At 63.6% G+C, this 21,279-nt stretch carries 23 protein-coding genes; 9 read left to right on the forward strand and 14 right to left on the reverse strand.

Annotated features, from left to right (window positions below; all coding sequences use genetic code 11):
* Window positions 1-14: 14 nt before the first annotated feature.
* The 14 genes from G6N67_RS14350 to G6N67_RS14415 all read right to left on the reverse strand — a co-directional run bounded on the left by G6N67_RS14350 (window position 15) and on the right by G6N67_RS14415 (window position 10,936).
* Window positions 15-2,435: an FtsK/SpoIIIE domain-containing protein gene (locus tag G6N67_RS14350; protein WP_131524647.1), complete on the reverse strand. Its 2,421-nt coding sequence runs from the start codon at window positions 2,433-2,435 to the stop codon at window positions 15-17.
* Window positions 2,435-2,785 carry a hypothetical protein gene (locus G6N67_RS14355; RefSeq protein ID WP_051578632.1) on the reverse strand — a complete coding sequence of 117 codons (351 nt, stop codon included), beginning with the start codon at window positions 2,783-2,785 and terminating at the stop codon, window positions 2,435-2,437. The genes G6N67_RS14350 and G6N67_RS14355 overlap by 1 nt, the downstream gene beginning before the upstream one ends.
* Window positions 2,782-3,387, reverse strand: a complete 606-nt coding sequence (locus tag G6N67_RS14360; protein ID WP_051578633.1) for a hypothetical protein — start codon at window positions 3,385-3,387, stop codon at window positions 2,782-2,784. Before G6N67_RS14360 ends, G6N67_RS14355 begins: the two co-directional genes overlap by 4 nt.
* Window positions 3,374-4,054, reverse strand: a complete 681-nt coding sequence (locus G6N67_RS14365; RefSeq protein ID WP_036431343.1) for a hypothetical protein — start codon at window positions 4,052-4,054, stop codon at window positions 3,374-3,376. The genes G6N67_RS14360 and G6N67_RS14365 overlap by 14 nt, the downstream gene beginning before the upstream one ends.
* Window positions 4,051-4,341, reverse strand: a complete 291-nt coding sequence (locus G6N67_RS14370) for a hypothetical protein (protein WP_036431348.1) — start codon at window positions 4,339-4,341, stop codon at window positions 4,051-4,053. Before G6N67_RS14370 ends, G6N67_RS14365 begins: the two co-directional genes overlap by 4 nt.
* Window positions 4,338-4,799 (reverse strand): hypothetical protein, encoded by a 462-nt coding sequence (locus G6N67_RS14375; protein WP_131524648.1) that lies wholly within the window; start codon window positions 4,797-4,799, stop codon window positions 4,338-4,340. The genes G6N67_RS14370 and G6N67_RS14375 overlap by 4 nt, the downstream gene beginning before the upstream one ends.
* Before the next feature lie 691 nt (window positions 4,800-5,490).
* A complete protein-coding gene (locus G6N67_RS14380) occupies window positions 5,491-6,534 on the reverse strand; it encodes a ParB/RepB/Spo0J family partition protein (RefSeq protein WP_036431354.1) in 1,044 nt (347 codons plus the stop codon).
* Complete coding sequence (locus tag G6N67_RS14385) at window positions 6,531-7,010, reverse strand: hypothetical protein (RefSeq protein WP_036431356.1); 480 nt, start codon at window positions 7,008-7,010, stop codon at window positions 6,531-6,533. The genes G6N67_RS14380 and G6N67_RS14385 overlap by 4 nt, the downstream gene beginning before the upstream one ends.
* Window positions 7,011-7,109: 99 nt before the next feature.
* On the reverse strand, window positions 7,110-7,295 hold the full coding sequence (locus tag G6N67_RS14390; protein ID WP_036431358.1) for a hypothetical protein: 186 nt from the start codon (window positions 7,293-7,295) through the stop codon (window positions 7,110-7,112).
* Window positions 7,292-7,561: a helix-turn-helix domain-containing protein gene (locus G6N67_RS14395; RefSeq protein WP_036431361.1), complete on the reverse strand. Its 270-nt coding sequence runs from the start codon at window positions 7,559-7,561 to the stop codon at window positions 7,292-7,294. The genes G6N67_RS14390 and G6N67_RS14395 overlap by 4 nt, the downstream gene beginning before the upstream one ends.
* Window positions 7,562-7,632: 71 nt before the next feature.
* Window positions 7,633-8,331 carry an HNH endonuclease gene (locus G6N67_RS14400; RefSeq protein WP_036431363.1) on the reverse strand — a complete coding sequence of 233 codons (699 nt, stop codon included), beginning with the start codon at window positions 8,329-8,331 and terminating at the stop codon, window positions 7,633-7,635.
* Window positions 8,332-8,379: 48 nt separating this feature from the next.
* Complete coding sequence (locus G6N67_RS14405; RefSeq protein WP_163642194.1) at window positions 8,380-9,099, reverse strand: sigma factor-like helix-turn-helix DNA-binding protein; 720 nt, start codon at window positions 9,097-9,099, stop codon at window positions 8,380-8,382.
* Window positions 9,100-9,163: 64 nt separating this feature from the next.
* A complete protein-coding gene (gene rnhA, locus G6N67_RS14410) occupies window positions 9,164-9,664 on the reverse strand; it encodes a ribonuclease HI (protein WP_036431373.1) in 501 nt (166 codons plus the stop codon).
* A 627-nt stretch (window positions 9,665-10,291) separates the two neighbouring features.
* Entirely contained in the window at window positions 10,292-10,936 is a 645-nt protein-coding gene (locus G6N67_RS14415) for a helix-turn-helix domain-containing protein (protein WP_051578634.1), read from the reverse strand.
* Between the two features lie 444 nt (window positions 10,937-11,380).
* Between G6N67_RS14415 and G6N67_RS14420 the strand changes: the two genes are divergently transcribed.
* The 9 genes from G6N67_RS14420 (at window position 11,381) to G6N67_RS14460 (ending at window position 21,004) form a co-directional block, all read left to right on the forward strand.
* Window positions 11,381-13,981, forward strand: a complete 2,601-nt coding sequence (locus G6N67_RS14420) for a DNA primase family protein (protein ID WP_081812483.1) — start codon at window positions 11,381-11,383, stop codon at window positions 13,979-13,981.
* Window positions 13,982-14,058: 77 nt separating this feature from the next.
* On the forward strand, window positions 14,059-14,700 hold the full coding sequence (locus tag G6N67_RS14425) for a hypothetical protein (protein WP_131524649.1): 642 nt from the start codon (window positions 14,059-14,061) through the stop codon (window positions 14,698-14,700).
* Complete coding sequence (locus tag G6N67_RS14430) at window positions 14,697-16,685, forward strand: DNA polymerase (RefSeq protein ID WP_036431385.1); 1,989 nt, start codon at window positions 14,697-14,699, stop codon at window positions 16,683-16,685. The genes G6N67_RS14425 and G6N67_RS14430 overlap by 4 nt, the downstream gene beginning before the upstream one ends.
* A gap of 59 nt (window positions 16,686-16,744) precedes the next feature.
* Window positions 16,745-17,191, forward strand: coding sequence for a hypothetical protein (locus G6N67_RS14435; protein ID WP_131524650.1), 447 nt, complete (start codon window positions 16,745-16,747; stop codon window positions 17,189-17,191).
* Between the two features lie 91 nt (window positions 17,192-17,282).
* Window positions 17,283-17,789 (forward strand): hypothetical protein, encoded by a 507-nt coding sequence (locus G6N67_RS14440; RefSeq protein WP_051578635.1) that lies wholly within the window; start codon window positions 17,283-17,285, stop codon window positions 17,787-17,789.
* 143 nt (window positions 17,790-17,932) lie between these two features.
* Complete coding sequence (locus tag G6N67_RS14445; RefSeq protein ID WP_036431391.1) at window positions 17,933-18,154, forward strand: hypothetical protein; 222 nt, start codon at window positions 17,933-17,935, stop codon at window positions 18,152-18,154.
* A 33-nt stretch (window positions 18,155-18,187) separates the two neighbouring features.
* Window positions 18,188-19,786 carry an Eco57I restriction-modification methylase domain-containing protein gene (locus tag G6N67_RS14450; RefSeq protein WP_179976827.1) on the forward strand — a complete coding sequence of 533 codons (1,599 nt, stop codon included), beginning with the start codon at window positions 18,188-18,190 and terminating at the stop codon, window positions 19,784-19,786.
* A complete protein-coding gene (locus G6N67_RS14455) occupies window positions 19,786-20,709 on the forward strand; it encodes a XamI family restriction endonuclease (protein WP_036431395.1) in 924 nt (307 codons plus the stop codon). The genes G6N67_RS14450 and G6N67_RS14455 overlap by 1 nt, the downstream gene beginning before the upstream one ends.
* Window positions 20,710-20,713: 4 nt before the next feature.
* Window positions 20,714-21,004, forward strand: coding sequence for a type II toxin-antitoxin system RelB family anti-toxin (locus G6N67_RS14460; RefSeq protein WP_081812484.1), 291 nt, complete (start codon window positions 20,714-20,716; stop codon window positions 21,002-21,004).
* The last annotated feature ends 275 nt before the right edge of the window (window positions 21,005-21,279 follow it).

Below are 21,279 nucleotides of genomic sequence, written 5' to 3' on the forward strand. Positions count from 1 at the left end.
CTTGAAATCGGACATCAGAAGTCGTCCCCTTGGGTCGTCGGTGTCGTCGTTGATTGCTTGGGGCTCGGGTCGGTCGTGGTGTCCTGTCCTTCGGGATCGGGTTCGGCGGACACAGGCTCCTCGGTGCTCACAGGCTCGGTCTCCGAGGTGTCGTCGGTGAGGTGTCCCGAGAGGCGGGCGTACTCGCGCATCCACGCGTCCCGTTCCTCGGCGGTCATCGCCGCGACCTCATCGGGTGTCGGAATGCGGAGAGCGTCCTGTCCCTTGGAAGCGTTCACAGGCTTGGCGTCGCGCTCCGCCGTCACTGTCGTCGGCTGCACATGGTCATCCACGCCATCGCCGTCCTCGTCAACGAAGCCGACTTCCAACACGTGACCTCCCGCGTCCAGCGACTCCGCTCCGAGCCACTCAGGGCTCGCGGGGTCGAACTGGCGAAGGCGCGCGGGTACAACACCGTTGGCGTCGGTAACGGGAATGACGGGGGTGTTCGCAATGACGTTCAGGTCAGCCTTGTCGCCGCCGCGCCAGTCGCTGGACAGTGCCTTGATGCCGAATCGCGGCGCGAGCCACGGGACGGTCTCGCACACTTCCTTCCACCGCTCCCACGAAGCCTTCACCTCGGGAGTCGGGGGCTGTACGTCCTTCGGCGCGCTGGGGTCGAGTGACGTTGTGCCAGGGCTCCAGCCGTAGAACGACTGGAACTCGACAACGCGCCCAGACTCGCGGTCAGCGGTGAGTCCACGTCCGCGCTTGCCCTTCAAACGAGGTCCGAGGAACGCCGCGCGGTCGCGCACCTCGGCGGGGAACGCGTCTGACTGGAGCGTGATTTCCGAAGGGGCACCGAGGCTCACAGTGAGTCCGAGGTTCTCCTGCCACGAGCCAGGTACAGCACCGTCGCCTGTCTTGCGGATCGTCTGGCTCAGCAGCACACAGTGCACGCGGCACTCACGTCCGAGGCGCAGGATGATGTCGATGTCCTTCTCGAATGCCTCAGCAGTCTTGCCGTACTCCGAGCGCATCTTGATAGCAACAGCGCCCCATTCGTCCAGAAGTAGGAGCCACGGCTGCATGCCCGCGAATGCATTCGCCTCGCCGCGTTTCTTCGCCGCAGAGGCTTGCGCGAACCGACGTTCCACCTCCTGGCGGACGCGGCGCACCATCACCGCGATCTGCGCGACATCACTGCTCGGAGCGACCATTGCGATGCCTGGCTGCCCTTCGAGAGCGCTGAAGTCGCTGCCTTTGCCGTCCCCCACAAAGGCTAGCCACCCGCCGCCGCAGTCCTGTCCCTTTCCGTTGTTCGCATCGGTGTCGCGGTAGCCCGTGCGCAGAGACTCGATAAGTCCGCGCGCCCACACTGACTTGCCGCCACCCGTGCCGCCTGTGACGAGGACGTGCGGTTGTGCTTTGAGTGGGAAACTCACGACGTTCCCGCGCGCATCCAGTCCCAGCATCCACCGTGTCGCCTCGTAGCGAGCGATGGCTTCGGCGATGGACTGCGGTGTCGTCGTCGGGGCAACGGGCGCGACGGCAGCGGGGAACGACGACGGGGCGTCATCGAAATCGAGGATCAGTTCCCCGTTCACGCCGTCCTTGATGCGGAGGTTGCTGGCGTTGTGAACACCGTTCGCGTTGAACGCAACACGCAGCGCGTCCAGGTGAGAACTCCAACGCTTCGCGGTCTCTCCTGCGCGATACGCGAACGTGATGCGGAGCCCGTCAGGCAGCACCTCAACTCCCGACACCGTGGGCAGTTCGGTCACTGTCACAGGACGTTCGTAGGTAATAGGCGAACCATCTTCGGCGGGGATTACACCGCGCTCGGGGAGCGTCTCGTTGAATGTGCGCAGCACACCAACTGGACGTATGAGACGTTCCAGCGCAGCGTCATCGCGAAGGTCGGCGACGATGGGATACCGCTTCTCGACATCCTCCAGAACGTCACCCGCGCGCTTCGCCCAGTCCTTGAGTGCAGGCGTCTGACCGACGTGCTCCACGAGCTGCACGGGGATCACATCGTCGTCGCCGATACCGCCGCCATCCCACAGCGCGAGCAGTGGTCCAGCGTCAGTGCGCTTGATGCCGTTGGTGGGGATGTTGTGCTCGGGAGGCAATGGAATCTGCCAGTGCCACACGATGAGCGGGGCGTCCCCGAGCGCCTTGGAACCACCCTCGGTTCGACGGTGCGGCTTGGTCAGCATGTCCCGTTCAGAGGCGCGCATCTCACGCTTCTGCTCCTTGATGAGCGCTTCCATTTCCTTCTGCGCGCGCTCAGCTTCACGGTCAACCTCGCGCTGCTGCTCATCGCGAATCCGCTTCGCCGCAGCCTGCTCTCGCTCCCAGCGACGGCGCTCCTCAGCGGTATCCCGCTGGCGCTGCTGCCATTTCTCCTTGGCATTAGGTACGTAATCGGGTTCACCGAACAGGAATCCCATTACATCCCCAGCTCTCGGTTGCGCGCCTCGGCGGCACGGCGCATCTCGTCGCGCATCGCGGCGAGTTCAGCGCGCTGTTGGTCGAGCGCAGACTCCCGCTGTGCGCGGGCGGCGGCTACCGATTGGTCACGCTGGAGACGCGCCTGGTCTTCCGTTGTGCCACCGAAATTCGTAGCTCGCTGCGAAGTTCCGAAGTTCCCGACCCACCAGCCGCCGACACCGAGCATGGTTGGGAAGACCATGCCGATGATGAACGCTCCGAGGTCTCCCGAAGTGAGTAGGGACAGGAGGGCGGATATGCCCATCAGCGCGGCGAGTCCGAGCATGATGCCACCGACAACTCGCCTCATGACTCGCTCCCTTCATCTCCAAATGTGAGCTTGCGCTTGGATGAGGTGCCCCAACCTGAACGGGTGCGCGGTGCTTCCTCGACAGGTTCGGCGTACTCGGGCTCAGCGGGACTCTCCGCGTATGCGGGGTAGTCCACGGGGTAGTCGTAGACGGGAACAGGTGGCGGGGGAGGCGGTGGCGCTGCGACGGTCTCAGGCTGCTGCGCCGCAGGCTCGTCGCCGTCGTTCTCATCTCGCCACAGGGTGAAACCCGCTGCGCCTGCGATAGCGAGACCAGCGATACCGACCTTGACGCCCAAGTCCTTCTGCCCAGAACTACTCGCTCCGCTGCGCTTCAAACGGCACAGCGACTCAGCAGACTTGGCGCGGTTCACCTGCGCTGTCGCCTGCTGCCGAGCGGTCGAGTAGGCGTCCTCACCGAGTAGTGGTGCGCGCGGTACGTTTCGGAGGTACTGATTGGCGGTCTCAACATCCGCTGCCTCGGCGTTGCAATTCACAGGCTTCGGCGCAGTCACCCAGATTCCCCCGCCGATGAGCGTGAGCGCTATCCCACCGAGGAATGCCAGGGTGGTCAGCTTGTCCCGCTGGTTATCCGTCAACATCACCGTCTCCGAATGTCAGCTTGTGCTTGGATGCGGTTCCCCATCCAGAGCGGGCACGCTGCGGCTCGTCAACAACAGGCTCCGCGTCCGTGTCCTCTGGGTAATCAACGACAGGCTCGGACAGTGGGAACGTTTGCTGGAACGCCTCAGGTGCAGGCTCAGGAGAGGGCTCCACAGGCGCTGCGGGCTGCGCGATACGGATGGTCGGTTCCTTCGGCGGGAGTCCACGCAACGCGCGGGAATGGACACGCACACGCTCTCCGAGGTCGGTGACGCGGCTTCCAGCGGACAGCCACAACACCGCTCCGATGCCCAGCGCGAGAGCCGTGATGCCCGCTCCGTTGTTGGCAATTCCACGATGCAACGGGCTCATCGACTGCTTCGTCGCCGCCTCCCACGCCACGATGCAATCGTTGTAATCGGAGCGGACGGCGTTAGCCCTGGAGGACTTCGCGCCGTACTCCTTCTCGGCGTTGGACAGCGCTTGCGACTCGGTGCTGCATCCACGTGCGATGGTATTTAGCACGTCGGCGCTAGGCGCTGCGGCAACCGCCAGCAAACTTACGACGGCGGCGGCGAAGCCAATGACGAGGAGCGCGGCAGCCCACTTCACGGTGGAAGGACGGGACGCCTTCGGAGAGCGCGGCTGCGTGTATTCGATGGTCATGGGGTCACCTCGGAGACAAGTTGCGCCTTCGCCGAGCGGTAGCTCCAACCAGCGCGGGCGAGGGGGATGAGCGCCGCTACTACGGCGACCACGGCGGTGACGCCGATCAACAGACCGAGTGCGCCGACGACGGTGGACGCTGCCGCTCGCCCTATTGCGATGACGGCTGTGCCGATGAGGTAGACGCCGACGAACGAGGCGATGACGGCAAGCCAACCCACGGCGCGAGTACGCGCTTCGATGGCGACGCGCGCAAGGAGTTCGGTGTTCGATTCGGAGGTGGTCATGGTCGTGACTCCTCGGTGTCGGCGTCCGAGTCCTCGGGAACGGCGACGCTGGCGCGGGACGCGTGTGCAGCACGACGAGCCTCGCGTTCTGCGTGGAGATGCTCGCTGTATCGGGCATGAAGCACGGCGCGCTTGTCCGCCCGTCGCGCCTGCGCCTCAGGGGACGTGACGCGTGTGAACGCGTAGATGGCGAGGACGCCGAGCGCGGTGGTCAGAAGCGCCAGGAGCGCGGCTCCAGCGGTCATGGGCGTTGCGCTGAACGTGACGGTGATGGCGGGCGCGAAGGGAAGCGGGAATCCGATGCCGCTGTCCGTCGAGGCGAGCAGTGCGTCCAGGTTGGCGGTCGGGTGGTCGTTCGCATGGGCGATGACGGAGGCGAGGCGGTCGCCTGGCACTGGGTCAACGTGGGTCAAGTCGAGCGGTGGGTACGGCGGGGTCGGGGTTGGTGTGGGGCTCATGTTGGTGTCCTTCGGTGGATGGTTATGCGCCTTAGTTAATAGAGTTACCGCGCTAGTAGGCGTGAGCCGTGGCTAGTGCGGTAGCTGATAATGGAAGGGTAGCACACCGCAGCAAACTTGTCAGGAATCCGACGACACGCTGCATATCCCCAGGTCACCCCTGCTAACGTCGCGTTAACACCTGGTCAGAGCGCCGAAGCTGTAGCCGCCATAGCAACCGTTCCATCCGCTCTAGCTAACAAGCGCCGAGAACCACCCGAATGCCGAGTCCGAGAGCGTCAATCCACGAGACAGTGCATAACTATGCGCCGTACATCTCCGCAGGTCATCGCCTCGGGGACTTCCACCAACACCGCCCAGAGAGCCGACAGGGCGCCGTGTTTCCCCAGGTCAGATAGCAAACGCGCAGGTCAGGGCGATTCCGTAACACTGTGCGTAATCGTGTGCGTAACAGTGCCCGTAACGATGGGCGTAACAGGTGCCGTAATGCCGCCCGTAACGACGGGCGTAACACCGAGGGCGACCTCAGTCGTGTGTCAGCGAGGGGTTGTAAACGCCGAGGTCAAGCTAGTGTTCTGCGAAGAAGTGAGTACCGCTCATGTGGGTGTATCGGGCAGGTGAGCAGGAGTGAGTCCGTAACGCCCATTCGTGGCGTGTGGAGGTGTGGGTGAGGGGTGCCTTGTAACGGCGGCTAGGAGGCAGCGGAGAGAGGAGGCTCCAGGTCTTTGGCGGCGTTGACGATCCGCCCCACCGTCGAACCGCTGGGAGCCTTCACGTCGGGCATTTCCACGCTCAGCGCCTCTGATACCTTCCGCTGGCTCAAGCCGTCGAGCGACAGCTCTAGCACCCGTGTGATGACCTCAGCGGACTGATCGAAGTTCCCCGTAGCCGCCAACTCGTCGGCGACTTCCGAGGCATCGCGGGACAGCACGAGCGGCTCAGCGCGAGGTAGTGAGCGTGGGGCGTTCGATGCTTCACGGGTTGGTCGATGCGTCACGAGCTGCTCGGTGATTGCGTCACGGAGCGCTTCAGCATGACCCGTGAGTTGCTCCGTGAGTTGCATCGTGAGTGATGCATGAAGCGCTCCACGATCCGCCTCACGGTTTGCGTCAAGCTGCTCCAGGAGCTGCTTCATGCCTGCGTCGTGGCGTGCGTCAAGCTGGCTCATGATGTGCTCCACGTCCGCCTGACGTGCGACGTTGAGCGCCTCTACATGCTCTGTGACCCGACGTTCCACGGCGTTATCCTGAACCTCCGGTGACCGCGCGACCAGCTCCGCCAGGGCGCTCACGATGGCGATGTCCACTGCAATCGGGACGATGGCGGCAGTCCACGCCGACAGTCCGAGCAGCATCATCGACAAGTCCTGCATCGCCAGGAAGGACAGGACGAAGGCACCTGTGACGGTCGCGCCTGTGAGTGTGAAGTTGACCCACCTGCGGATGTTCCCAACATTCGGACGGGGATTGGCGAGGGCGTGGGAACCGAACGCGAGGGCAATGGGCATAAGCGCTCCGAGCGCCACCGCGCCGAGTGTGAACCATGCTGGCGGGAGGTCGCCCGCCGTCTTCCAGGCTTCCCACAACACCGAGGTGTCACCCGTACGCAGAGCCTTGAAGTACGCAGGAGCCTTCACTCCAGCGTGCCACGCGTTGGCGATGACAGACACCGCCGTGAAGACGCCGAACCACACCCAGTAGAACGTGCGCGGGTCGTGCGTCCTGTCCTTGCTCACGATCCTCGTCCTCTCTCCAGCAAACTGCGCACAGTCTCACGTACGCCTCCGACACCCGCGTCGATGTCCAGGTCTTCGAGTTGTGGGTACGTCCCGTGCATCAGGCACAGCAGCTCCACGTCCATGCCCTGAAGGTCGTCGCGCAGGGTCAACCGCCCGCGCTCAACGGTCACCGTGCCGCGCCGCAGGAGCGTCAACACGGCGGTGGATTCGCTCGTGGACACGGACGTGCGGACGGGCTGCGCGCCCTCAGTGCGGAGGGCTCGCAGGAGCGAGTGCATCGCCTGCTCAACGGTCGCGTCGGGCTCCGAGGTGGCGGTGTGTGCGGCGATTCGGTCACGGATTCGGGCGGCAAGGGCGTGATCCCCGCGCCGTTCGGCACGTGAGATTTGGCGGACGAACGGGATGATGGTGTTGTGCCAGATTCGCTGACGGGGTTTGCTGGGGTTGGTCCAGCGGGGGAGTGCGGTGGTCATCGGTTCGGCTCCTCGGTGTCGGTGTTCGCGAGTTCGGCGATGCGTTGGTCGGCGGCGGCGAGTGCGGTGAGCAGTTCGGCGTCGGTCGGCTCGGTGTAGTCAGTCATGGGGGTGCACCTTGTCCACGTCGAACGGTGCGCGGGTCGAACGGCGTGCAGGTGCTCGGCGCTTGCGGAGGGGCTTCGTCGGCTGGTTGCGCAGGCGATAGATGGGCGTCTCGGGGAGGATGCAGCGCTCACTCACCTCGGCGACGATGGCTTCCAGCTCGATGTCTTCGGCTCTCATGAGTCCTGCCCTTCCGTGTTGTCGGCGGTGTGGTCGATGCGCGCGAGCAGGTTCTGCACGGTGCTGTAGCTGGTTCCCATGGCGTCGGCGAGGACAGGATAGGTGGCACCACCTCGCGTGCGGAGTCGGCGGACAACTTCGAGGCGTTCGGCGGATGTGGCATCCAATGTGCGCTTCTGCCGCTGCAGCTTTCGGCTCAACGCTCGGAGCGTCGCCAGGTCGGAGTCGCGCTCCTCGTCGGTGTACGTCGGGTCGGTGTTGGTCACGTTTCTATCATACCTAGCCATGATGAAATTGTCCCGTAACAGGCGTACAGGGGAGGTGTACGCCTGAAGGGTCAGCGCGAGATGGTGACGGTGAACGGCAAGCCTTCGCGCACCTCGACGTTCGGCGGTTCGCTCGGCGGTTCGGGACGCGCCGCCAGGAGAGCCTCTCCCGCAGGGTCATTCGTCCACGGCTTGAGTAGCAGGTGCATCGCCACGCGAAGCGATGGTGAGGCTGAGCTGATGGACGAGTTGCAGGGCTTGCACATCAACACCACATTCAGTGGGTGGTCTACGTACGCGCGTGGGACATTCCACACCGCGCCGTCCTCGCGCCCGTATCCATCGTGGCGGGACAGAATGTGTCCCGCTTCCATCGGCACCGAGGTGCTCTCAGACACTCCGCACAGGCGACACACACCGAGGTCGCGGACGCGAACCTCCTCCTCGTTGAGGTGGACAACCCAGTTGCGTGGTTGCGCGAGATAGTCGGGATTGGCACGCAGAGCGAGTGCAGCAGCGAGGTGTAGTGCTGGTGCTCCAAGCGCTTGGAACCGCTCAACGCAGGTAGCGCACATGGGAATCGTCACGGTGGCCACGGTGATTGGCAGAGTGGCGGCGGAGCCGCAGCCGACGCACGCGTTCACTCCTCGGTAGAGGAGGCGATAGAGGTCTCCCCACTGCTCGCACACCGCCGCAGGGTGCGCGGCGAGGGTCTCGGCGAGCTGATGTATGGGCACCAGTGGTGCGATGTCGGGTGGTTGAGTGGTCATGGTCAATCTCCTTGTCAGTGTTGATAGTTCGGTAGCGGAGGACAGGGGCTAGTCGTCCCCGAGATGGAGGTCGCGGCAATTGAGTGAGCACCACATCGGTGAGTTGTCGTCTCCGTCGTCGGCGACCAATTCGCCATCCCACGGGAAGCGCTCGTGGCACCACAGGCACTCTCCCCACCGCCAGCCTGTTGGGAGTTCCTCGACGTGCGCCCACAGTCCCTCAGGGTCTCCGTGGTAGTCACCATGCTCGGGCTGCCAGCTCTCCACGTCCAGGCGTACGGGATAGTCCGCCGACATGTATGCGATGAGCGTCGCGCCGTAATCGAGCACTTCCCGTACCTGCGGGACGGTGAGTGAGGGCAGGTCGTCCAGGGCTTCGGAGAGTGTGGCGCTGGCGTGCAGCTCACAGGGATACGGTGTAACGCCGCTGACTGCACACTGGAGCGCGTGCTGCAGCCGTCCCACGATGGGGTTGAGCGCCGCGTAGGCGTCCACGTCCCCGTGCAACGCTTCTATCGTCTTCGGAGCGTTTGAAGTCGGCACCTCTGGTAGGTAGCCCAGATGCAGGAGGCGTCCGTCGAGTTCGGTACGGGCTTCTGCCCACTGCTCGGCGGGCGTGCGGGCGGGATACGCGTCCCCCACATGTGGAGCCTCATCAGCCAGTTGCCGCACACGCTCGCGGCTCACTCCGAGTACACGTCCGAGTTCGGCGTAGGTGACACCAGCGGCGTAGGCGGCGCGGATGGTGCTGAGGTACTGCTCGCGCACCGCGCCTCGGGAATGTGGGTATGTAGCGTGCGCTTTGCGCACACGTGCCAGGTGGACGGCATGGTTAGACATTGAGAACCTCCCGCGCCTTCTCGACGGCTCCACGGCGTCCCTGCGCCACCAGCGCGTCGGCACGCTCGTTGCCTGGATTGCCACTGTGACCCTTCACCCAGTGCCAGACGACGGACTCATGGCAGCGGACGGCTAGCTGGATGCGCTGCCACAGCTCGGGGTTCTGGACAGGCGAACCGTCCCGTTTGACCCATCCGCGCTTCGCCCAGCCATCGACCCATTTGGTGATGCCGTCGATGACGAAGCGACTGTCGGTGAAGACGTGGACCTCACAGGGGCGCGACAGCGCTTCCAGCGCCTCGGCGGCGGCGGTCATCTCCATCACGATGTTGGTGGTGTCGTCGGCAGTCCCACCGCACAGTTCCTTGGTGTGGGAGCCGTACTGGAGGACGACTCCCCAGCCGCCTGGTCCTGGGTTCCTGGGGGCAGTGCCACCGTCCGTATACGCATGCACAACAGAGCGTGGTCTGTCGTTGCTGGATGTGTCAACCATACGTCCAGGTTACTCTGGACATTCGATATTTACCCAGCTCAGACGTATAGGGGGACTGTACGCAGTGTTGGGAACCGCGCAGTCGCAGCATTTGCTGTTAATGTCGGGATAGCAGTGTCGCGACGAACAGATGACTCTACGGGTTTGCTGGGCATTAACACCCGAGAGGGTGGAGGGTGGAGGCGGGGGACGCTACACGCACCGCCTGTCGCTAACGCGACGTTAGCCCTACGCGTCGCATTGCTCGAACCTGTGTTCGATTAGTGATGTGTATCACCATCGTAATTCGTTGTGCGTGTCGTCACAGAGGAGGGTATGTAGAGACGCAAGTCACACATTTAGCCTCCGAACTTCGGCAACTTCGGCAATAAGTTCGGCAACTTTGCACCTGTCCGAAACCGCCGTTGACCTGGGAACTTCGGCAACTTCGGCAACTTCGGCAGTTTCTGAGAGAGGTAGGGGGTAGGAGAAGTGAAATTAGCTAATCTCACTTCTGCTTATAGGAGACGAGTTGTGGAGAGGTGTATTTCTGCCGAACTTGCCGAAGTTGGCGGGTTTCCGCAGGTCAAAGGCTATTCTCGCCGATTTCAAAGTTGCCGAACTTACTGCCGACCCCCACTTCAGCCATCAGGCGGGTTCGTGGGGCTCCCCACCGACCCACTTCGCCCACTCCTCGGACAGTTCGCTGATTAGCTGGCGGGTGATCCTTGCGCGCCCCACGCGGGAGGTCACTCCCGCTGCCTCAGCCCGCGCATCCCGCTCCTCGGCGAGGTTCCGCCCCCACAGCGCGGTGGATAGTTGAATCATCCGAGCGCGGTCTAGCCCAAGCTCGGCGGCAGCACGCTGCTCGGTGCGCCCGTAGGTCTCCCGCGCGGACAGTTCCTGAGCGCTTCCTCGGGCGGTGGTGAACGGTCGGCGGTACTCAGCTAAAGCTCCCGCCGCGCCGCCCCGTACAACACCCACCAGGGCGGCGCTGGGCACCTCTACGCCCGTCACCAGCCCGATTCGCCCATCGTGGGTGAGCAGGTCAACCAGTGTCACAGAGCGGCGTGCGGGGAGAAGTCCGTCCAGCGCTGCCGCGACCAGCACCAGCGTCGGCAGCGTGGGGGACACATCCCCTGCCTCCAGTGCCGCCACGCGTCCACTACCCCACGGCAGCCCAAGGTGCACTAGCGCCGCCGCCACCTGTTGCTGTGTCGCGTCCGCCTCGGTACGCAGCCGCTTGACGTTCTGCCCTATGACCTGGGCAAGTGGCAGAGAAGCTGTAGACATGACGTTAACACTAGCATTGATTTCAGAGCGTCACTATCGCTAGGTGTGTCTCTCTGCACGTCAACGCGCCAAACGTGTGTTACAGTGTCATCTGCAACTAGGCGACACTAGCCCGAAAGGAACCACCCACAATGTCCCGAAGCAACGCAGATTCTCGGCGTGATGGGGACTGGCTCATGCACGACGCTCCTGAGCTGGTGCCAGTGCGCGTAGCCGCTGAGGTCATGGGGCTGCATCCCACGACCTTGACCGAGATGACCGTCAGGGGGGACGTGCCAAGCATCCGCAGTGAGCGCCGCACGTACGTCCCACGCCAAGCGCTGCTTGACCTTCTCCACCTCCCACGTCTGACCCGAACGCTGACCAGCGCCTGACCCAGGAAAGGAAAACGGGACAGGTTCACCTCGCCGTCAAACGAAGAACCTGCCCCGTGGAGCTATCACCATGCTAACACCAACCGACCCGTGGGGCGACCTCCCACCACTGGGCGACGACGACGTTCCGCCCGACTATGACGACTACCCCGAGCCCGACGTACCTGATGTCGATGTGCGGGAATTGGAGCAAGCCGCTGAAGTTGACGGAGCCGACTCCGCAGGAGCGGACGACGCCGACGAGCCTTCTGCAGGCAGTGATTATCCCGTCCACGCGGACGGTCACCCTGGCGCTCCAATGACTCTCCAGGATCGTGAGACGCTCATCAGCAAGCGCGGGCTCACCGAAACCTTCCTGTCCAGTCCTCACATCGCCGCCGCTGTCCGCTCGGTGCCTACTGTCGGTGACCTTCCATCCCATTTGCGCTGGAGCACCGCCGATTCCACGAACTGCGGCGTGCTGTACCTGTGGCGCGACCCGAAGTCGGGAGCGGTCACCCCTCAGTTCCGCCCGCACACGCCGACCAACCCAGACGCGAAGTACGTCTTCCCGAAGGGCGCGGGCTCGCCCGTGTGGCTTGTCTCAGGTGAGCTGCCCGACCTCAAGCACACGGTGTACGTGGTGGAGGGCACCAACCAAGCGCTGGCGTGGGCATGCGCCTTCGCCCATGACCCCTCGGTTGTCGTTGTCGCCATCGCGGGTTGCAACGGCGGCGTCAAGAACGGCGTCCTGCATTCGGGACTGGCGCACGTCGTCCGCCGCGCCTCCAAGGTCGTGGTGGTGCCTGACGGTGACGTGGCATCTAACCGCCGCGTGTACGACGCATACGCCACGCTCGGTGACCGCATCCGTGGATACATGCGCGCCCACGGGAACGGTGGACGGGCCACCGTGACCTTCGTCCAAATCCACGCCGACGCTGATGACCCCACAGCGGGCGCTGACGACCTTCTCGCGCAGACGCCCGAGCTGGATCGGCATGCGCTGCTCACCGAAATGACCGCGCTGTCAATCACCACTCCATCGGAGGTACGCCCACCGGCTGACCGTCGCCGTCCAAAGTCCGCCGCTGCTACCGACACCGAGGACGATGGGGAGGTCTACTTCAGCCAGTTCGGCGGAGGGCTGCGCTCGAAGGCGTGCGCGAGCGCCGTGCAGGAGCGTCTCGACCTACTGCTGGACGCCCACAGCAGCGTGCTCTACACGTACGACGCCGAGGCGGGCATCTACGTCCCCGACCGTAATGCGGGCACCAAGCACCCGCCCGCCCCCATCGCCGACGTACTCACCGACCTCGTTGGGGATGACTACCGCTCGGGACATGTCGCCTCGGTACTCGATCATGTGCACAAGTCCCTCGCGAAGGAGGGACGGCTACTGCCTGAGAAGCCGCTGACAGATGGGCTGCTACCCACGCGTACCTGCCTGGTGGACATGGAGACTGGGGAGACATTCCCGCATGCGCCTGAGGCGCGGCTCGCGGCGAAGCTCAACGTCGAGTTCGACCCCGACGCCACGGCTCCGACCTTCGAGAAGTGGCTCGCCGAGGCGACGGGCCTGTCAGACGGTACCGATCAGGTAGCGATTGTTCTTGACGCGCTGACCACCTTGCTGGACACCGCATCAGGTATCAGCCTCCCGACGCTTGCGCTGTACTTCTACGGTCCTCCCCGCGCGGGTAAGGGCACCATGGGAAAGCTGATTCAGGCGATGGTTCCCGTGGAAGCACAGACGGCTATGTCGTTGGCGGACATGGCAGTTGCGAAACCCTTCGACACCGCAGTGTTGTACCGCAAGCTGCTCAACGTCTCAGGTGAGACCAGTGACAACTACATCGGCGACACCGCGCTGATGAAGCAGGTGTTCGGCGAGGATTACATCCGTGGCGAGCTGAAGTTCGGTAAGGCGTGGCCCTTCAAGAACACCGCCGCGACGGTGTTCATGGGTAACGACCTGCCGCACTTCAGCGACGTGTCGGGCGCTACTGGCGCGCGCATTCAACCCATTCGCTTCACCAAGACGCATGTGGGGCAGGAAGACCGCACGCTGTACCCGAAGCTGGAGGAGGAGCTGCCAGGCATCCTCAATCTCATCATTGCCGCATGGCGGGAGCGGAAGGCTCGCAAGGGCTCATTCCTTCCGGCTGCCCCTGAGGCGGTGGAGGCGTTCATCGAAGCGACCAACCCGGTTGCGGGATTCATGCGCGACCGCGTTGAGAAGGCACCTGATGGAGCATGGGCTGACCCCCGCACGGGGGTTCCCACCCAATCGGTGGAGCCTGAATGGGGAACGACCGTCACCGAGCTGTATGCCGCATACCGCGCCTACTGCGAATCGACGGGCGGTAAGGCGCTCAAGCGTGACCGCTTCCTGAAGGCTATCTCCCGCGCCCCGTTCAGCATTCGTGACGGACGTACCCGCGCGACTGCCCAGCGCCGAGTCCTCGGTTGCCGCCTGGTCTCCGAGGACGACGACGCGCCGACCATCGCTACCTCTAATGGACATGGTGGTGTGGATATCGCGCTCACCGCTTCCGAGGTGGAGGCGCGCGCTCTCCGCGAGGAGCAGGAGCGTGCCCGTGCGAAGGCGAACATCGACCGCGTGGTGCGTATCGACACCTCGTCCGCGCGTACTGACGCGAACGCCTTCGGGGAAGGGGCGACGCTGTGACCGCCTCTGTTAGCACGGAGCCGTCCCCCTTCGACCACCCCGCTCTGGTGCGGTGCGGTAAGCGATTCTGGACAGAGATGGCGAAGGTCGCTGTCTCTGTGCCGCTCCCTGATGTTCTCCCCACTGACAACGAGTTTCGCCGCAATCTGCTTGCGCAGAAGCGGGAGGCGGACATCTTGCGCATCCCCGCCCAAGTGGCGCTGACACAGGTAGCTGAGTGGGTTGACCTGCCGCCTGAGTACGCGCGCGGATACCTTCGCGCCGTTCACCACCAGCTCGAAGCCTGCGGGCTCGTCCTGCTGGAGCGACGCCTCGGTGCTGTGGACACCCTCGGTTCCGACCTGCCGTACGGCGGGGAGGGTATGTCCAAACGAGACAAGGTTGAGCTGGAGCGCGCCGCGAATGCCGCCGCCCAGGAAGCTAAGTCGGCTGCCCGTGAGCACAAGCGCCGTGTCAGTGAAATGCGTCGGGCGGAACGGGCGCTCACTGCCGCTGAGAAGCGCGTAGCGCGGGGCAAGGAGGGTGACGACCTTGACGCCCTCACTGCGGCGCTCACAGCCGCACAGAGTGCCGTAGACGCGGCAGCGGCTGCCATCCCGCCTACTGAGCAAGCGCGCGACGCCTTGAGCGACCGCCTCGCCAATATCCAATTCCTACCCCTGGAGCGCATGGGCTACGCACCCATTCGCAACATCTCACCGAACGGAGCACGACCATGACCACACCAACCTCTGACCTTCGCACCTTGCTGCGTGCCCGCAAGCGCCAGACACTGTTCCTGCGGCACGGGGAGAGTCCCGCTGACGCCATCGCCAAGCTCCGCGCCTCGCTGCAAGGTGGCGGATTCCTCGCGTTCGACGTGGAGACCGACGCGCTGCATCCGTCCGATCCACGAGGCGCGACGACCTCGATTCAGCTCGGTAGCAAGTCCGTGGCGGTGCTGCTCGACCCGTCCGACCCCGCGCATGTATCGGCGGCACGGGAGATGCTCAACGACAAGACATTCACCCTCACAGCCCACAACGCCGCATTCGACATCCTGCGCCTGGTGCGCCTCGGGGTGTTCGACACTGTGCGCGACGCATGGAGGCGTACCTCTGACACCTTCATCCTGGGCATCCTCATCACCAACCGCAACGGCAAGCTCGGTAACGCCGCATTGGACCTGAAGTCCCTGACAAAGGCGTGGTGCGGGGAGGCAGCCGTGTCAGCGGACGCGAAGCAAGAGCTGCAAGCGGTACAGAAGGCGATGGGGACCAAGGGTGTAGGTGGCTCTACGTGGAGCGCCTATGACCACATCATCGTCACCGAGGACGGCGATGTGGTGGGCGACCCGACCCATGGCAACACCTGGGCGCACATTCCACGGGACAACCCTGAGTTCATCACCTACTGCGCGGCGGACGTGTACGACTCAGCGCACCTCGCCGAGGCTCTCGACCCCGTTGCGCGCTCACTGTGGCCGGACAGGGTGAACGCCGAGCATCACGCCGCCTGCATGGTCACGGAGATGACTCACCGTGGCGTGCGGCTGGACGTGGAACTCACACGCAAGTTGAACCAGGAGGCGTACGTGACTCTGGGGGACGCTGAGAAGGTGTTCGCCGACCATGGAGTGCCGATGGTCACGGCGAAGACCTCTGGCAATTCATCACCTGACAAGGAAGCCGTGGCGGCGGCTATTCGCGCCGAGGGCGTCCCCGTACCGACCAAGCGCACCAAGGACGGCAAGACCATCCCCGTGCTGGACAAGTCCGCATTGAAGGGGTACATCAAGGCGGGCTCGAAGGTGGCAACAGCCTTCCGTGCCTGGAACAAAGCCCACAAGGAAATCACCACCAACTACAGGCACTACCTGCGCACCACTGGCTCACGTGTGCACGCGGAAATCGTTGCCAATGAGGCGGTTACGGGACGTATGGCTTCCCGTTCGCCGAACCTCCAGAACGTGCCAGAGCCCGCGAAACCGTGCTTTGTCGCTGATCCTGGCATGGTCTTCATCAGCGCCGACTTCTCGTCCATCGAGATGCGCGTCGCCGCAGCGGTGACAGGCGACCCGAAGCTCACATGGAATTACACCGAGCCGATTCCAGAAGATGCGTCCGAGCATGACGTGAAGTCCCGTGACCCGTACTGGCTCATCGCCTGGGCGGTGTGGGGACCAGACGCCACGGTGGACGACCGCAAGCTCGCCAAGATCATCTGTCTGGCGCAGATGTACGGCGGCGGGCAGGACACTATCGCCGAGCAGGTGGACGAGGATATCGACCTGGTGTCGAAGGTGCTCAGCGCCAACCGCGCTCAGTTCCCGAAGTTGGGGGATTGGTTCTCGAAGAACGTCGAGCCGACCATCAACTCAGGGCGTCCCTTCTGGACGCTGCCCAGCGGGAGGTTTCAGACCATCGACCCCACACGCGCCTGGGCAGGATTCAACCTGATGATGCAGGGGTTGGCGCGTGACCTGCTGCTGGGAGCCATGTTCCGCCTGGACGGTGCAGGCTTCGGGGAGTACATGCTCCTGCCGATTCACGATGAAGTGCTGTTTCAGGTGCCAGCGGAGCAGGCGGAGGAGATGCTTCCACGCATCATCACCGCAATGGAGACGACCTTCCAAGGTGTCCCCATCACCGTGGAGGCGAAGGTTCTCGGTACGCGATGGATTGAGAAGACGCACGCCCCGAAGACCCCCTACCGAGTCAACTAACCCCGCCTCGTAGAGCGTGTATCCACCCGAAGTAGTAACCCTAATAAGGAGATTGAGAAATGAACACCCCGCTGCTAACCCCGTCCACACCTGAGCAGTGGCGAATATACGCTGACACATGGCGCTGTTGGCTCTGCCAGATATCCCGTACCGCTTTGGAAGTCCCGTGGGACACAGCGCACGAGCCGCATATCAACCGCCATCTGGCGTTCCACGAGACCACGCCAGGTGACCCGTTCGACCTCCAGTACAAGATGTGGAGGGAGGCTCCCACCCTTGCCCGCCACTTCGTGTGCACCACCTGTCGGGCGGAGCACTCCAACCTGAATCTCACATGCGTGTACTGCTGGTACTTCCCCGTGGGGATGCCACCCGCCAGACTTGCGGTTCTAGACGACTGCACACGGTGCGACGTGGACTTCACACGGGAGCGGATCAAGGAACGCATCCGCGCCGAGATTAAGGACGCTAAGCGCCGCGACACTCGTGTCTACCGCGTCGCCTGAGCTGCGGTTATCCGTGTACCTAACCCGTATGACGCACGCCCACAGGTAGCCTCCCCGCAGTAGGGGACACCACTTTCTGAGGAGCCTGAGCATGACGGACGCCGACCTGGAACTGCCTGCTGAGCTGGACACCTCCGACCCCGACGTGCTCGCGACGCTGCTGCACCGCGCGTTCTCAGAGGCGGACACAGCGGAGTTCCTCGAAGCGTTGGTGCAGATCGGCGGTTCGCTTCCCGCTGGAGCGCTCGGTGGTTCCATACCCGAGGGCGAGTTCACTGTGAAATGCACTGACGCAGTGCGGGACGTACTCGCGAGCCTACGAGGCACCAAACCCAAGCAGCAGATGCGTCGGAAAGTCCAACGCGCGCTTAGGATTATGCGCGACGCTGGACCCGAGCACCGCTCGTTGCAGTCGCACCGATACCACAACCTGAAAGGTAAGAACGGCGAGGACGTGTGGGAGTCATACATTGAGCACAAGATCGCCAACGCGTGGCGCGCGTGGTGGTACTTCGTGCTGGACGAGCCCAACACCATCCTTGTCGCCGCTGTCGGACCTCATCCAAAGCGCAGCCTGACAGCTCTACCACCCCACTGACCAGTACGTGGTGTCGAAGGGACGCCTTGCTGGTGTGTGATGATCAGTGGAGCTGGTGTGGCGGTTCACCTCATCAGTCACTCGCCTCACTGTTAAAGTCGACTTTCGAGCAGCGGACGGCACGGCGGGGAGGCACTATAAGCATGGTCAGTTCACCCAAGCGAGGACCACGCGGCGTTCTCAAGGACGCCATCCGCGCGTACCTGAGCAGCCTCAACGGCGAACCTGCGACAATCGCACAGATCACGGAAGCAACGAAGCCCGAAGTTGGCGAACGCCCGTCGTCGTCATACCGCTCCACGTTGCAGGATGAGAAATACTTCGAGCGCGTCTCGCGTGGCGTTTTCCGCCTCAAGCAGGGCTGACCAGTGTCGGTGGCTGGTGAGACCATCACTCGCATGGGAAGCGTGACAACTCTTGGTGACCTGGCACGTCTGTGTGCTGACCTGGGGGCTGATACTGCTGGAACGCTGACCCCGGACGAAGCCGCGCTCATCCCTTCGGGCAAATCACCGTTGACTGCCGATGCCGTGCGGCGGTTGCGTCAGACCATCACGCGCGGCGGCGACCCGCTCGGCGACGCCTACTGCCGCATCGTCACGCCCGCCGACCGCCGCCCATTGGGGCAGACCTATACCCCTTCGCCCATCATCGCGGCGATGACCTCCTGGGCTTCAGCACAAGGAGCGCCTGCCCGCATTGTGGACCCGGGCGCGGGATCAGGACGCTACCTGCTGGCTGCGGCGAAGAAGTTCCCGAAGGCGTCGGTCGTCGCAGCCGAGTTGGACCCGATTGCCGCCCTCATGTTGCGCGCGAACATCGCCGTCAACAAGCTGCAGGATCGGGTGGCGATCAACCTTGGCGACTACCGCGCCTTAGAGCTGCCTGACGTGGATGGACCGACGTTGTTCATCGGTAACCCGCCGTATGTCCGCCATCACCAGATTGACCCCGAATGGAAGCAGTGGCTTCTGGACACCGCGAAGGCACGGGGATTCAAGGCGTCCGCTCTCGCAGGTCTGCACGTGCACTTCTTCCTCGCTACAGCAGAGTTGGGCAAGCCTGGTGATTTCGGGGCGTTCATCACGGGCAGCGAGTGGATGGACGTGAACTACGGCTCCCTTGTTCGCCAACTGCTGTTGGATGGCTTGGGTGGCGAATCCATCCACGTCCTAGACCCAAGCGCCGCACCGTTCGCCGATGCCCAAACCACAGGTGCCATAACGTGCTTCAAGGTCGGTGCAGCTCCGACGAGCATGAAGCTACGCCGCGTGGACAAGGTGAGCGACCTGGGCAACTTGTCCAAGGGGCGCAAGGTGTCCCGTCAACGCCTGGCGGAGTCGTCGCGGTGGTCGGTGCTGACCCGCGTAACCCCGAAGCTGCCCCAAGGGTTTGTGGAGCTGGGCGAGCTGTGCCGCGTGCACCGTGGCGCAGTGACTGGTGCCAATGCTGTGTGGGTGAAGCGGCGCGACACCATCTCTCTTCCTGAATCGGTGCTGTACCCGTCCGTCACCAAAGCGCACGAGCTGTTCAGCGCAGGTGCGCGATTGGCGACTCCCGAGGGATTGAAGGTGGTCATCGACCTACCCGTGGACCTGGACGTGTTCGACGGTGATGAGCGTAAGCGGATTGATCAGTTCCTCCGAGTTGCCAAGCGGCACAAAGTGAACGAGGGATATATCGCCGCAACCCGCAAAGCCTGGTGGAGTGTTGGGTTGCGTACCCCCGCCCCGCTGCTGGCGACGTATATGGCGCGGCGTCCACCGACGTTCGTCCGCAACGACGCAGACGCACGGCACATCAACATCGCGCACGGGCTGTACCCACGAGAAACGTTCGCCGACGCAGTTCTCGACAATCTAGGCGAGTACCTGCGCACTTCCGTGTCCCTGACCGAGGGGCGCACGTACGCGGGCGGATTGACGAAGTTCGAGCCCAAGGAAATGGAGCGCATTGCGGTGCCGAACGTCGAAATGCTGACAGCGGGAGTCGTGTAGTGGCTCAGGTGCCGCCACCCCAATGGTCTGAGGTGCAGTTCGCCGAGGACATTGCGAAGTCACGGGCATTGTTCGCCGAGGCGCGGATGCAGGAGCCGCTGGAGCAGTACATCGACCGCTTCGAGGAGTTCCGCCTTGCTGTTGAGGAACTCATCGAAGGCACGGTAGATCTGACGTTGCTCAAGGACCACGCCGTGGAGTTGCTGGTACGTCCCGAGATGTTGACCACCATTAGATTTCTCGCGTCACCTTGGATCAGCGAGGACGACTTGAAGGTGTTGGCGGACACCACGCTGAGTCAGCAGCGGTTACGCGCCGACGATGGAGCTGGCGCGTACCGAGTCATCGACACAATCCTGGCGGGGTTGGACCGTAACAGGTTTCCGTGGGTGAGTGAGGACCGCAACCCGACAGCAGCCGAGCGAGAGGTGGCAGTCATTTCCACCGCCGCACTCATCGCTACCGAACGAGTGCGTACCGCCCGTCGCAACGAGTCCAAGGACGAGCAAGAAGAACTGGTGACGGCGTACCTCATCAGTCGGGGCTTCACTCAAGTTCCGACCCGCACCATTTCCACATTGATCGACGCCCCCGCGCCTGGTGAGTTCTGCCGCGAGAGCATGTTCGGCAGCCGAAAGGCTGACCTCATCGTGCGGCTCGGGGACGGGCGGGTGATGCCGATTGAGTGCAAGGTGTCGAACTCGTCCACCAACTCGGTGAAGCGCATCAATAACGACGCTGCGGTGAAAGCGGTTGCTTGGATTGCTGAGTTCGGGAGGCTAGGCGCGGTGCCCGCTGCCGTAATCTCTGGGGTGTTCAAAGTCCACAACCTGGTCTCGGCGCAGACGGCAGGGCTGACCATCTTCTGGTCCCACGCCCTGGACGAGCTGGGCAAGTTCCTGGAAGCGACGAAAGCGAAGTAGGGACGTGACACCCGCGCAGCGCCTCGGTGTCCTGCTGTCCGACCTACGTACCCAGCGCGGGCTCACCCAGGAGCAGGTGGCGGATGCTGCGGGAATCAGCCGCAACCATCTCCAGCTCCTGGAATCAGGACTGGGTAACCGTGATGGTTCACCAGCCAACCCACGCCTGTCCACTCTCCAAGGACTCGCCACTGTGCTGGGTACTGACGTGCCAGCCCTAGTCACAGCAGCGTTCACCGACGACCATGGCACTATGAGTATCGACTCGCGAAACGCCGAGCTGTTTAGCGAGTAGTTGCGTTCGGGGTCCAGCGGTAGCCATCGTCCCAGTCCAAGACCCAAGTGCCACTAACGGAGTCTCCGCGCGAGCGCATGACTTCGGCAGCCGCCGTGATGGCGGTTTGGGTGTCGGCGTAGTTCTCGCCGACCTGTTCACCGTCCGCTGTGAGGAGCGCACCCAAAGGTGTTTCCGCGATTCGGTAATCGGTCATCGCGTCATCGTGCCGTCAACCGACCGCCTGTGTTGGTGGAATCCTGCCGGACTTCATGAAGCACTCGCTCCCGTTCCTC

The sequence above is a fragment of the Mycolicibacterium mageritense genome, from assembly GCF_010727475.1.
GTDB classification, from domain to species: Bacteria; Actinomycetota; Actinomycetes; order Mycobacteriales; family Mycobacteriaceae; genus Mycobacterium; species Mycobacterium mageritense.

Bases quoted from the DNA above. Each gene is read 5' to 3' on its own strand.
- G6N67_RS14360 (WP_051578633.1), bottom strand. From the start codon at position 3,387: ATGTTGACGGATAACCAGCGGGACAAGCTGACCACCCTGGCATTCCTC.
- G6N67_RS14415 (WP_051578634.1), bottom strand. From the start codon at position 10,936: ATGTCTACAGCTTCTCTGCCACTTGCCCAGGTCATAGGGCAGAACGTC.
- G6N67_RS14370 (WP_036431348.1), bottom strand. From the start codon at position 4,341: ATGACCACCTCCGAATCGAACACCGAACTCCTTGCGCGCGTCGCCATC.
- G6N67_RS14385 (WP_036431356.1), bottom strand. From the start codon at position 7,010: ATGACCACCGCACTCCCCCGCTGGACCAACCCCAGCAAACCCCGTCAG.
- rnhA (WP_036431373.1), bottom strand. From the start codon at position 9,664: ATGGTTGACACATCCAGCAACGACAGACCACGCTCTGTTGTGCATGCG.
- G6N67_RS14420 (WP_081812483.1), top strand. From the start codon at position 11,381: ATGCTAACACCAACCGACCCGTGGGGCGACCTCCCACCACTGGGCGAC.
- G6N67_RS14440 (WP_051578635.1), top strand. From the start codon at position 17,283: ATGACGGACGCCGACCTGGAACTGCCTGCTGAGCTGGACACCTCCGAC.
- G6N67_RS14435 (WP_131524650.1), top strand. From the start codon at position 16,745: ATGAACACCCCGCTGCTAACCCCGTCCACACCTGAGCAGTGGCGAATA.
- G6N67_RS14355 (WP_051578632.1), bottom strand. From the start codon at position 2,785: ATGAGGCGAGTTGTCGGTGGCATCATGCTCGGACTCGCCGCGCTGATG.
- G6N67_RS14375 (WP_131524648.1), bottom strand. From the start codon at position 4,799: ATGAGCCCCACACCAACCCCGACCCCGCCGTACCCACCGCTCGACTTG.
- G6N67_RS14350 (WP_131524647.1), bottom strand. From the start codon at position 2,435: ATGGGATTCCTGTTCGGTGAACCCGATTACGTACCTAATGCCAAGGAG.
- G6N67_RS14450 (WP_179976827.1), top strand. From the start codon at position 18,188: ATGGGAAGCGTGACAACTCTTGGTGACCTGGCACGTCTGTGTGCTGAC.
- G6N67_RS14430 (WP_036431385.1), top strand. From the start codon at position 14,697: ATGACCACACCAACCTCTGACCTTCGCACCTTGCTGCGTGCCCGCAAG.
- G6N67_RS14425 (WP_131524649.1), top strand. From the start codon at position 14,059: ATGGCGAAGGTCGCTGTCTCTGTGCCGCTCCCTGATGTTCTCCCCACT.
- G6N67_RS14365 (WP_036431343.1), bottom strand. From the start codon at position 4,054: ATGACCATCGAATACACGCAGCCGCGCTCTCCGAAGGCGTCCCGTCCT.
- G6N67_RS14390 (WP_036431358.1), bottom strand. From the start codon at position 7,295: ATGAGAGCCGAAGACATCGAGCTGGAAGCCATCGTCGCCGAGGTGAGT.
- G6N67_RS14445 (WP_036431391.1), top strand. From the start codon at position 17,933: ATGGTCAGTTCACCCAAGCGAGGACCACGCGGCGTTCTCAAGGACGCC.
- G6N67_RS14400 (WP_036431363.1), bottom strand. From the start codon at position 8,331: ATGACCACTCAACCACCCGACATCGCACCACTGGTGCCCATACATCAG.